At 67.1% G+C, this 10,480-nt stretch carries 13 protein-coding genes; 6 read left to right on the forward strand and 7 right to left on the reverse strand.

Annotated elements, in window-relative coordinates; translation table 11 throughout:
• Window positions 1-113 precede the first annotated feature (113 nt).
• Complete coding sequence (locus OXK16_11285) at window positions 114-935, reverse strand: class I SAM-dependent methyltransferase (protein ID MDE0376531.1); 822 nt, start codon at window positions 933-935, stop codon at window positions 114-116.
• Window positions 936-956: 21 nt separating this feature from the next.
• Window positions 957-1,475, reverse strand: coding sequence for a cytochrome c (locus tag OXK16_11290; GenBank protein ID MDE0376532.1), 519 nt, complete (start codon window positions 1,473-1,475; stop codon window positions 957-959).
• Window positions 1,476-1,622: 147 nt separating this feature from the next.
• Here OXK16_11290 and OXK16_11295 point away from each other — a divergent pair, with 147 nt between their 5' ends.
• Window positions 1,623-3,167, forward strand: coding sequence for a VWA domain-containing protein (locus tag OXK16_11295; GenBank protein ID MDE0376533.1), 1,545 nt, complete (start codon window positions 1,623-1,625; stop codon window positions 3,165-3,167).
• A gap of 275 nt (window positions 3,168-3,442) precedes the next feature.
• The gene (locus OXK16_11300) at window positions 3,443-4,399 is read left to right on the forward strand and encodes a hypothetical protein (protein ID MDE0376534.1); all 957 of its coding nucleotides are present in this window, start codon (window positions 3,443-3,445) and stop codon (window positions 4,397-4,399) included.
• A gap of 76 nt (window positions 4,400-4,475) precedes the next feature.
• Here the strand turns inward: OXK16_11300 and OXK16_11305 are convergent, their stop codons facing one another.
• Window positions 4,476-5,423: a DNA-processing protein DprA gene (locus OXK16_11305; protein ID MDE0376535.1), complete on the reverse strand. Its 948-nt coding sequence runs from the start codon at window positions 5,421-5,423 to the stop codon at window positions 4,476-4,478.
• A gap of 339 nt (window positions 5,424-5,762) precedes the next feature.
• Between OXK16_11305 and OXK16_11310 the strand changes: the two genes are divergently transcribed.
• On the forward strand, window positions 5,763-6,089 hold the full coding sequence (locus OXK16_11310) for a hypothetical protein (protein MDE0376536.1): 327 nt from the start codon (window positions 5,763-5,765) through the stop codon (window positions 6,087-6,089).
• Window positions 6,090-6,154: 65 nt separating this feature from the next.
• Here OXK16_11310 and OXK16_11315 read toward each other — a convergent pair whose 3' ends face one another.
• A complete protein-coding gene (locus tag OXK16_11315) occupies window positions 6,155-6,736 on the reverse strand; it encodes a GNAT family N-acetyltransferase (GenBank protein MDE0376537.1) in 582 nt (193 codons plus the stop codon).
• A complete protein-coding gene (locus OXK16_11320) occupies window positions 6,640-7,020 on the reverse strand; it encodes a DUF1778 domain-containing protein (protein MDE0376538.1) in 381 nt (126 codons plus the stop codon). Before OXK16_11320 ends, OXK16_11315 begins: the two co-directional genes overlap by 97 nt.
• 69 nt (window positions 7,021-7,089) lie before the next feature.
• On the opposite strand from OXK16_11320, the gene OXK16_11325 reads away from it, so the two are divergent.
• The 3 genes from OXK16_11325 to OXK16_11335 are packed head-to-tail and all read left to right on the forward strand — an operon-like array spanning window position 7,090 to window position 8,416.
• Window positions 7,090-7,437 (forward strand): GntR family transcriptional regulator, encoded by a 348-nt coding sequence (locus tag OXK16_11325; protein MDE0376539.1) that lies wholly within the window; start codon window positions 7,090-7,092, stop codon window positions 7,435-7,437.
• A complete protein-coding gene (locus tag OXK16_11330) occupies window positions 7,434-7,661 on the forward strand; it encodes a DUF1648 domain-containing protein (protein ID MDE0376540.1) in 228 nt (75 codons plus the stop codon). Before OXK16_11325 ends, OXK16_11330 begins: the two co-directional genes overlap by 4 nt.
• Window positions 7,662-7,681: 20 nt before the next feature.
• Window positions 7,682-8,416, forward strand: coding sequence for a hypothetical protein (locus OXK16_11335; protein ID MDE0376541.1), 735 nt, complete (start codon window positions 7,682-7,684; stop codon window positions 8,414-8,416).
• Between the two features lie 209 nt (window positions 8,417-8,625).
• Here OXK16_11335 and OXK16_11340 read toward each other — a convergent pair whose 3' ends face one another.
• On the reverse strand, window positions 8,626-9,273 hold the full coding sequence (locus tag OXK16_11340; GenBank protein MDE0376542.1) for a hypothetical protein: 648 nt from the start codon (window positions 9,271-9,273) through the stop codon (window positions 8,626-8,628).
• Window positions 9,270-10,043: a hypothetical protein gene (locus tag OXK16_11345; protein MDE0376543.1), complete on the reverse strand. Its 774-nt coding sequence runs from the start codon at window positions 10,041-10,043 to the stop codon at window positions 9,270-9,272. The genes OXK16_11340 and OXK16_11345 overlap by 4 nt, the downstream gene beginning before the upstream one ends.
• Between the last annotated feature and the right edge of the window lie 437 nt (window positions 10,044-10,480).

A 10,480-nucleotide genomic window follows, 5' to 3' on the forward strand; every position in this document is an offset into this window, starting at 1 on the left:
CCTCGCAGGCGGCCAGACCGGCCGGCCATCCAGGGAGTTGAGTCGCTCGGGACCATAGGCACGCGACTGGGTGAAACCACCGGTCATGCATCGGGTCGGTCTTGCGTCGTCCTTCACCGTTTCGGGCGCCACCAGAGGGTGCTGTGCCGGCCCATGCGCTTCCCTACGTACAGCCGGCCGTCCTCCTCGGTGACCTGTGGTTCCAGGAGGGGCCGCAGTTCCGAACGTCGGGCCAGGGGCAGGGTCACCCTCTTCCCGTAGAAGGCGAGTATCTCGTCCCAGTTCTCGAACCACAGCAACGCCGGTCGCTCCCAGTGCTCCACTTCGGGACGGACACCGATCTCCTCGACGATCACCTCTACCAGGTCGTCGACCGACGGGCCGTCGGGACGGTCGACGCCGTGGACGGCGCGGAAAAACGGTGCGATGTTCACCCGAGGATGCCGCTCGGTCATCTCGACCACCACCCCCCGGCGGGCAGTGTCGTCGAGAGCCGCCACGAACGGACCGATGTCGGCCACGTCGTAGACGACGTTGGCCGACATGACGACGTCGACCTGCGGGACCTGACCTGCCACCTCCGGCCAGCGTCCCCTCACCAGCCGGGCGGAGACGCCGAGCCGGGCCGCCTCCTCCTCGAAACCGTCGGCCATCCCCGCGTCGGGCTCCACCGCGGTGAGACCATGACCCGATACCGCCAGGGGCAGCGAGACCCGTCCCCTCCCGGCGCCCACATCGAGCACCGAACCGTGCTCCCCGGCAAGGCGCCTCGCCAACTCGACCGTGACCGGAGGGGGCACGGAACGGGCCGCGGCCGACATCCGCTCCCATATCCACGGCGACCACCCGTAGGGCGACTCCTCCGCCGCGTCGAGCAGCCTCTGGGGAATCACCCAGGCCTCCAACTCGGCCCGCCACCGATCCTTCGCCCTCATACTCACCCTCCTAAACCGGACTCAAACCTCGCACGCGGCCAACCCGGCCGGAGCGGTGAAGATGCCGTTGGCGTACTGCAGCTCCCGCACGTAGCAGATGACCCTGTTCAGGTCCTCTGGTGACAGGCCCGGCACCGGCTCCATGTCCCCGAAGTTCCAGTGGTGCTGGGGCGATCCCGTCTCCACGGCACGGACGAAGCTGAAGTCGGCGTGGTGGCCCGGCTCGTATATCTTGTGCACCAGCGGCGGGCCCTGCGACGACCCGCCTGCGGTGGGGCCGTGACACTCCGAACAGTTGGCCGTGAACAGTTCGCCGCCCTGCCGGGCCACATCCGAGAGTTCCGGCACCGAAACCGACACCGTCTCGGCGCCGGAGGCATCAGCGGCCGAGTACTCGGCGTCCTCGCCCCCCGAACAACCAGCCAGCAACACCACGACCAGGACAGCCGCCGGGACCGAGCCGCGCCCGGGGTGTGGCCGGCCACCGACGATCCGTCGGGTGCCCGCTCGTCGCCGGACCGACCGGGTGTTGAGGGTCATCGAGGTCCCCGCTTTCGCTCACACGGCTCCCAGTGCCTGCCTGACGATACCTAGTGGATCACGGCTAGGCGCGGTAGGCAGAGGGCGCCGTTTGAGGAATCCGACGAGCCGGGAACCTTGGAGCGGGCCGGCGTCGTCACAAGGAACATGAAGACCACACCTGCCCCCACCCGAACCCTGATAGTGCTGCTGGCAATCGTCACCCTCCTGGCGGGCGCCTGCAGCTCCGAAAGCTCCGAGAGCGTCGCCACGACCGCTGTCACGGCGGAGACGACGGCGGCGCCGGCCGTCGATCCCGGACCCGATCCCTCCGGCGAGGGCGGAACCCGGTCCGGTGACGGCGGGACGGCTCCGTCCGCCGGTGACGGATGGATCGAAGATGAGGCGGACCTGCGCAGCAGCGAAGCGGCCACCGCCGAGGCCACCGCGGTCGCGAGAGCAGCAGCGGAAGAGGCGAAGGCGGAAGCGGAAGAGGCGATGGCGGAACTGGTGATGGCAGTCGAGCCGGCCGGGGACATCGACTATGACGAGACCGCTGCGTCGGCCGAGACCACCGCCGCGCCCCCGACCACTGCGGCCGCCGCCACCACCGAGGCCGCCGAGGCCACGACCGCCCCGGCCGATGAAGTCCGCCACGAGTCTGAGCAACCGCAGACCAGGCTCACCGGGGGGTCGATCGACGACAACGAGCGCTTCGACGACTACCTGGCCTACCGCACCGACTTCTTCCGCCTCGGCGTACCAGTGCGGGACATCGACCCGAGCGGACGCATCGTGGTGACGGTGACCGGTGTGGGCGGCCTTCCGGCGGCCGGCGCCGAGGTCCTGGTGACCGCAGGCCAGAGAGGGGTGGGACTCCGGACCACCGCCGACGGCACGGTCCGCTTCCACCCGCAGGCCTACGAGCTGGGTGACGGGCCGTTCACGGTGTCCGCCGGAGGAGCGAGCACGACAGCCGAGCGAGGCCAGAGCGTCGCCCTCGAGACCTCCCTGCCGACCCTGGCCGGCGAGACCGTGGCCCTCGACGTCCTGTTCCTGCTCGACTCCACCGGCTCGATGGAGGATGAGATCTACCAGCTCAAGATCACCATCGACGAGGTGGCCCAGCGCATCCACCGGCTCCCCGGTGACGTGGACGTGCGCCTGGGCATGACCCTCTACCGGGACGAGGGCGACGTCTTCCTCACCCGGACCTTCGACTTCACCCCCGACGTCGGGGACTTCTCGGAAGCCCTCGCCGAGGTCGTGGCCGCCGACGGCGGCGACTGGCCGGAAGCCCTCGACGAGGCGCTGGCCGACGCCCTCTCGGTGCCGTCGTGGCGCTCCGCCGCAGACACGGTCCAGCTGGTCTTCCTGGTGGCCGACGCGCCCCCGCAGGTGCTGCGGCAGGTGCCGGTGCCCTACACAGAGTCGATGCGAGAAGCAGCCCGGCGCGGCATCAAGATCTTCCCGGTGTCGTCGTCCGGCACCGACGACCAGGCCGAGTTCGTGTTCCGCCAGCTCGCCCAGTTCACCGGCGCCCGCTACGTGTTCCTCACCTACGGGGCCGAAGGCCGGGCCACCGGCGGCGCCACCGACATCGACGAGCGCGACTACGAGGAGCTGTCCCTGGACGACCTGATAGTGCGCCTGGTCGCCGAGGAACTGGCTGACCTGCTCGGCCCGACGGAGACACCCGAAGACGACCAGTAAGGCAACCGAAAGCCGCCGCCGGACTCATTCGCCGTCCTCCCGCCGCCGGTTCCGCTACCCACTCCTCGACCAGCCTCCCGAGGAGTGGGTTGGCGGCCGGCGTGTGGCTGGTTCAGAGTCCGATCAGGTCGGCAACGAGCATCGTAAGGTGGCGCCTGGCAGCCGCTCACACGAGGAGGACCCCGCCGGTGTCGGCACCGTTGCGAAAGGCCTGGTTCGTAGCGCTCGTCACCGTTTCGCTTGTGGCCTGTGGTGACGGCTTGGGCGAACCGACCATGAGGGAAGACATCCCTCCGGTTCCGCCTCCCTACTTCATCGCCGTGGGCTCCGGTGTCCTGACGAGCAGCGACGGCGCCGATTGGGATCGCGTCGTTTGGACGGATGGCGAGACCCTGAACCTCACCGGCGCGACCTCCGGCAACGGTCGGCTGGCGGTGGTCGGGCTGGAGGGCACCATCGGCGCCAGCGGCGAAGGCGGCGGATGGACGGTGGTCGGGCGCGACCCCGGAGCCTTCTTCGGCGCATCCGACGTAGCCTTCGGCGCCGGCCGGTTCGTCGCCGTGGGCGAAGCGTTCGACCCTGACTTCGGCCTCGGAGCGGTCATCCGGACGAGCCCTGACGGGGTCGAGTGGTCTCAGGTGGACTCTGGCCTGCCGGGTCTGGCGGCGGTGACCTACGGGAAGGGCATGTTCGTGGCGGCCGGAGCCGGGTTCGTGGTCACCAGCGCGGACGGGATCGCCTGGACGCCGAGCCCCTTCGACGCCCCGCGGCAGCTGTTCGCCATCGCCTACGGTGACGGCCGGTTCGTGATCACCGGTGGCCACGGCTCGGTCTTCACCAGCTCCGACGGGGTCGGGTGGACGTCCCGTGACTCCGGTGTCTCGGGTGTGACCTTCCTGCGGGGAGTTGCCCACGGCGGCGGCCTGTTCGTGGCGGTGGGCGATGAGTACGACGCCACCGCCAAGAGGTCGGTGAGCACGATCATCACCAGCCCGGACGGCGCCGGCTGGACCGTGCGGCATTCGGGTGCGTCCCAATCGCTGTCGGATGTGGCCTACGGCGACGGGACCTTCGTGGCGATAGGCCAGAACGAGACATACGACGACAACGGGAACCTCAGGAGCGCGGCACCCATCGCCCTCACCAGCCGCAACGGAACGGACTGGGAAACGGTGGAGATCGCAGAGGACGTGTGGCTGAACGGCGTGGCCTACCGCCCGGCCACGGACTAGCGGCTGGGGCGCGCCGTTCCCTCGTGTCCACACCTGTGGCGAACTCCGGACCGACGTACACCTAGTAAGGACTAGGTCAGAAGAGCATGGCCTGCTCAGGCGGCAAACGCGGTTCCGCATCGGATCGGGCGCCATCCAGGATCCGGTCGAGATCCGATGTATCGGTCAGGGGTAGGGCGCCTCTTCGCTCGAGCGGCTCGTTGCCGGGGCCCTCTCCGCCACCCCTCCACACGGCCACCCGGCAGTAGTCGCCCCTGATGGCCTCCGTAGCGCCCGACCAGGTTCCGCCCGAGCCGTTGTCAGCAGCGACCGCCACCGTCACGTCCGACAACGCGTAGATGAGCTTGTTCCGGCCCATCGCCTTGCCGACTGAGAAGGGGGAGTCCGGAGCGTACGGAGAGCACATCACCGTCCGCCCCTCGTGGACCGCCCGCCGCACGTCCGGAGTCCTCAGCGTCCGGACCAGCGAGCGGGCCGGGACTCCGACCACGGTTCCTCCGGCCTGGAACGCCGCGTCCATCGCCGATTGGTCGACTCCCCGCGCCGCGCCCGAGATGAGAGGAAGCCCGAGCGAAGCCGCCTGCCGTCCCAGCGCCTTGGCAACTTCGGCGCCCTCCTTGCTCACGTTGCGGCTCCCCACGACTCCGACCCCCGGCTGATCTAGGAGCTCCAAAGCCCCGGCGGCATGAAGGATCGCCGGTCTCCTAGATCCGAGCCTTATCTGCAAGCGCTGCGGATAGCCCTCGTCGAACGGCGTCAGCGTCGCTACTCCGGACTGATCGAGCCGGTCCAACTCGAACGCTACCGCTACTGCCTGCGAAAGGAGCCCCATCACCCGGGCCGCCACGTCCTCCCCCAACCCGGAGCCGATCAGATCACCCTCGGACCTTCCGAGTAGACCACCCGGATCCCCAACCTGATCGATCAGGCGCCAGAACTGCGAAGCACTGAGCGGCGCTACGCCGTCCCCCGCAATCTTGCTCACCAGGAGGATGGTCGCCAGTGAGTCGTCGTTCCGCGTCAAACCCACCTCCCCGCCTCGTCAACAGGAGCGAGCGGGTAGACCTCCCTACGGTCCCGCACCAATGCCTGGATCGCCTGCAGCGGGTGAAGCCGGAATAACAAGCCGGCGACGCCCGTGAGCCCTCGCGACGGGGCTGTCCGATCTGCCTTTGCAATGTTGAACTCGCGCATCTCTTACGAAACGTAACGAGGTCCTGTGACAGGAGCCACGCCCCTCCGTTCTAGCGACTCGATCTGGAGCCCGACGCTCCATCTACCCGGAAGGGCGGATGGGTTTGTGACGCGGTAACGACAAAGGTTCGGTGGCCGGTCGGCTGTACCGGTACCATGCATGCGGTGAATGAGTTCCTCCGGTTCAGCCCGTCCAACTGCCTGGTACCGGCCCGTAGCCGTTCCCTACGATGTTGACGCCCCTTGGGTGGTCAAGGCGAGTGGGCGGATCGAGTTGCCGCGCCATGTTCGCTGGAGCGGAGATCGGGTGTACGACCTCGACGATGTAGCGGACCGCATGTCCGTGTACAAGCAGGTGCTGTCACATGGCGTCGCCGAGGATGTCCGCCGGTTCATCCGGGTTGAGGAACTCGCTCGCTTGTGGCGCCAGATGATCTTGCCCTCGTATGTGAGAGACGTGTGGGGACCATGGTTACACCAGCGCGGCCTCCTGTAGAAAAACGGGATGCGGTCGCCCTTCCGTTGCTGTAAGTGCCGGTGTCTACCGGGAATGGGGCAGTCTCAGGGTCGGATGTCTTTGATCAAGAGCATGAGCGTTAGGTCGTCTATGGGGGAAGGCTCGAAGCCCCAGCGCGTGTAGAAACCGGCAGCTCTTCGGTCTTTGGCATGGGCCAGTACCAGACGGAGTTCGGTCAGGTCGGCCACCTCGAGGGTCTTGAGCAGAAAGTGTTTGAGCAGCGCTGCAGCGAGGCCCTTCCCCTGATGCTCGCGGTCGACGGCGAGCCGGCCCAGGAGCATGGCGGGAAGCGGGTCGGGCTGGTTGCGCGCCGCTCGTCCGGTCGCTTCCACCCTGGCTACGACTGCTGTGGCCGATGCGTAGTACCCGACCACGCGGGTGCTCTCCGTGACCACCCAGGTGCGGCTCGATCTTTCTCGCTGATTGCGCAGTGCCCGGCGCTGTAGCCACTCATTGAGCGCTTCGTTGCCGCAGTCGAACCCCTCTACGTCGTGGGACGCTTCCAGCGGTTCCGGACCCCGATAGGGCCTCACACTGGGTCGAGGATCGAGGGCTCGGCCAACAACGCGGCGATCCTGGGCTTGGCCGCCGGTGGCCGGTCGAGCATCTCTTGTAGTTCCTCCCATACCTGCGGGGATACCGCGAAGACACGTCGGTCGGCAAGGTCATCGGCAGCCGCTGCCACGGCACAGCCGACCACATACTCATTCAGTGACATCCCCGTAGCCTTCAGCACACGGCGCACGATCGTGTCCTGGGCCGGTGTCACCCGGAGCGACCACCTCCTGTTTTTCGTATCCATGCCTGCATTGTACGCCGAACCGACGTACACGACAAGCCCCCTCTTGCTCTCCGATCGGAGGCGTTTCCGGACGCTGCTCCGCTGAGGCGGCCAGGAAGGCTTTCCCAAATCCTGGACACATCCCCACGGGGCCGGACGCGAGCTTGCTATATGGTTAGTTCTAGTTATAATAGAACTATGCTCTGGAAGATCGATGCGCAGTCACCGCAGCCCCTTCACGAACAGCTGGCCGGTCAGATACGCCGTGGCATCGCCGCCCGCGAGCTCGCGGAAGGCGAGAAGCTGCCCCCGGCTCGTGACCTGGCGAAGGGCCTGGGAGTGAACATGCACACGGTCCTCCGGGCGTTCCAGACGCTGCGCGACGAGGGCTTGCTCGAAGTCCGCAGAGGCCGCGGCACATCGGTGGCGCGGGACGCCGAGTCGGCGGCCCGCCACGTCGACCTGGCCCGGAGGCTGGTCGAAGAAGCGCGACGCGCCGGTCTGGGCGACCGCGAGATCCTTCAATTGGTAGAGGTGCAACTATGAACGAGCGGACACGAAGAATGCTCCTGGGCGCGGCCATCCCCGCTGCGGTGGCGGCCCTGGGCCTCGCCACTTACCTGGCCTACCGCTCCGAACTCCCGGAGCGGGTGGCGAGTCACTACGGCATCGCCGGCAGGCCGGACGGCTCGATGACGACCGAGCAGTTCCTCATCGTCGTCGGCGCGCTCATGGTGCTCGGATGGGGGCGTGCGCCTTCATCGCCCTGACCCTGCGGAGGTTCCAGCCCATGGTCGCGCCGACCCTCTCGTTCGTCGGTGCGTTCCTGGTGGCGCTCGGCTCGGGGATTCTCGCCACCACCGTCATCGGCCAGCGAGGCCTGGACAGTTGGCAGGACGCGTCGCTGTCCCCCTGGGCGCTCATCCCCTGGCTCGTCGGCAGCCTGATGGTGGGCAGTGCGGCGGCGCGGATCGCCTCGTCCCTGCCACACCAAGCCGATACCGGCGGTGATACCGCACCGCCCGCCATGGACCTCGCACCCGGCGAGCGAGCCTTCTGGACCGCGACCATGTCCGCCGGATGGCCACTGCTGCTGGGCGCGGCCGTGCTCGTCGCCGCAGTAGTCCTCGCGCAGCTCATGGAAACATGGGTCGGGCCATGGATAGCGACCGTCCTGCTGCTCCCAGGTGTCGCCGTCATCACCTTCAGCCGCATACGGGTCACCGCCGACCGGTCGGGCTTGACCGTGCGATACGGGTTCCTCGGCTGGCCCCGCACCTCGGTGCCCCTGCGCCGCATCGCCACCGCCCAGGCCCTCGACGTCCGTCCCACCGAATGGGGCGGATGGGGATACCGGGGCAACCTGACCCTCATGAACCGCGCCGCCGTGGTCCTGCGCGCCGGCCCCGGCATCCGCCTCGACCTCCACGACGGAAAGGTGTTCGTCGTGACCATCGCCAACCCCGACATCCCGGCCCGGCTGCTGAACGCCGAAGCCTCCCGCCTGGAGCTACCGACGGCTTGATGGACGACTCGGGGCTCTAGCCTGGGGTCACGTACCCAGCCAGGTGGCGTCCGGTCAGGGTCGACCGCTCGGCCACCAGGTCGGTCGGCGTCGGCCATCACCACACCACCGCCCAGTGGTGCTCGGATCCAGCCTGGTAGAATGGAATGGCCTTCCGGTAATGTTCTGGGTGGAAGTCGTAAACCCCGGAGTGCCAGTCCGAGGATCTGTCAGGGTCGTCTAGGACGGGAGCCGGGGTTTACGCATTTCTGGGTGTTGACTGCCATGTAGCGGACGCCAGTGATGATTCCTGCTTTCTGGAGGTGCCGGAAGTGGTGTGTTCGCCCACCGGCGAGGTATGCATGGGCAACACCGGCGAGCGCGTCGGCGTACCACAGCAGCGGTTCGGTCTTCGTGCCCCACCGGTAGGTGAATGGAGGGCCTGTGCTGTCGGCTTGGAACGAGTCCAGGATCGTATGACGGTCCCTACCGTCGAGTACTGAGTCCTGTGATTCGATGATGACGTGGGCGACTCCGTCGTTGGTGAGTTCTGCTACGAGGTAGGTGAGCAGTTCCCGGCGGGCGGTGACCTGGCCGCGGCGGCCGGTTGATTGGGCTAGCAGGTAGGTGGAGGCAGGGTGGTTCTCGAGGAGGGTGACTGCTGCCTCGCGGAGAGTAGGGCCTTCTCTCCGCCAGTGGAAGGGTCGCTTGCGGTCTGCTGTGAGTTGGTGGAAGGCCCGGCGGGCTGGTTCCGCATCGTGGAACACAACTGCTGCAAGTACATAAGTGACACCGCCGCCGTGGTCAACAACGGTTTCGTCGATCCCAGCGGTAATACCGGTCGGGATAGGGCCGTCGGGGGGAGCGGGGGTCGTCACTGTCTTCGCCCTTGGACCTGGCCCTTGGGTCCGAACGGTGGTTGCAGGGTGTAGAGGTGGTCGGCGGTGTACCCGACAGGGCTCAGCGGAGCAGTCTTGTAGTGCTTCCTAACTTCGAGCAGGCCGTGGCTGATGAGGCCCTTGAGTCCGCGGCTGGCCGTGTCGGCGCTGATTCCGTACCAGTCGGGCATGTCCTCGGCGGGGAGGCGGAATTCGTCGTTGAGGCTAAGGGCGATCAATAGCATGGCGACCTCGGGCAAGGCGAGCACGCGGTACCACCGGTCGCCATCCGGGTCCGCTTGCCAAAAGGCATGGGGCAGCTTTAAGTAGGTATCGCGGGCTTGGCCTGGGTGCGTATACGGGTCGCCGGTGCCAGCCTCGTTGAGCAGAAAGACACGTGCTCTCCTCCGGTAACGTTCTCGCCGGATCAGTCTCCGGTCTTCGAGGCGCTTCCACGCCTTGGAGATCATCGACTTAGCCGTGGCCGAGTTGGGAAGTTCGACTCCGAGCGCCCGTGCCCACACAGCCGCAGCCAGTGTCGCGTCCCACGGCTCCGAGCTGGCTTTGCCCAACACCAGTAGGTAGAGCAGCAGGCCGCGGTGGTCGCTGTTGACCACGAACGTCTTTAGGGGACCGGGGGTGCGCTTTCCCTCAGGGCCCTGCTGGAGGAAAGTGCGGCGCAGAGGCGTCTCAGGTCGGCCAGCCTGGCTCAGGATCTCGTCGACGGTCTCGTCGACGGTAGCTACCGGAGGTTGATTTGGCTCACGCATAGGCTGTGACTATACCATATGAGCAGATAACCTATACGCAAGATGACCCGGCCTCTCACCGATCTAGCTTGATCCGACTTGGCGATCTAGCGGTATCTATAGTAAGTCACTATATTAGATCTCTACTAGACCAGGTTGGATTACCAGATAGAAACTCCGAGAAGGGTGAGATAACCAGGCAGCGAACCCTCCCCCACCTATCCGGACCTTATCGTTACCGCCTGTATCCAACTGGGCCGATTTCTGCAACGACCTCGGGATGGCGGGACCAGCTCAGGCAGGGATCTACCCGGGAGTCACGTATCCGGCCAGGTGGCGTCCCGTCAGGGTCGACCGCTCGGCTACCAGGTCGGCCGGCGTACCCTCGAAGACGACCCGGCCTCCGTCCTGGCCGGCGCCCGGACCGAGGTCGATGACCCAGTCGGCGTGGGCTATCA

This window comes from bacterium, from assembly GCA_028821235.1.
GTDB lineage: Bacteria > Actinomycetota > Acidimicrobiia > Spongiisociales > Spongiisociaceae > Spongiisocius.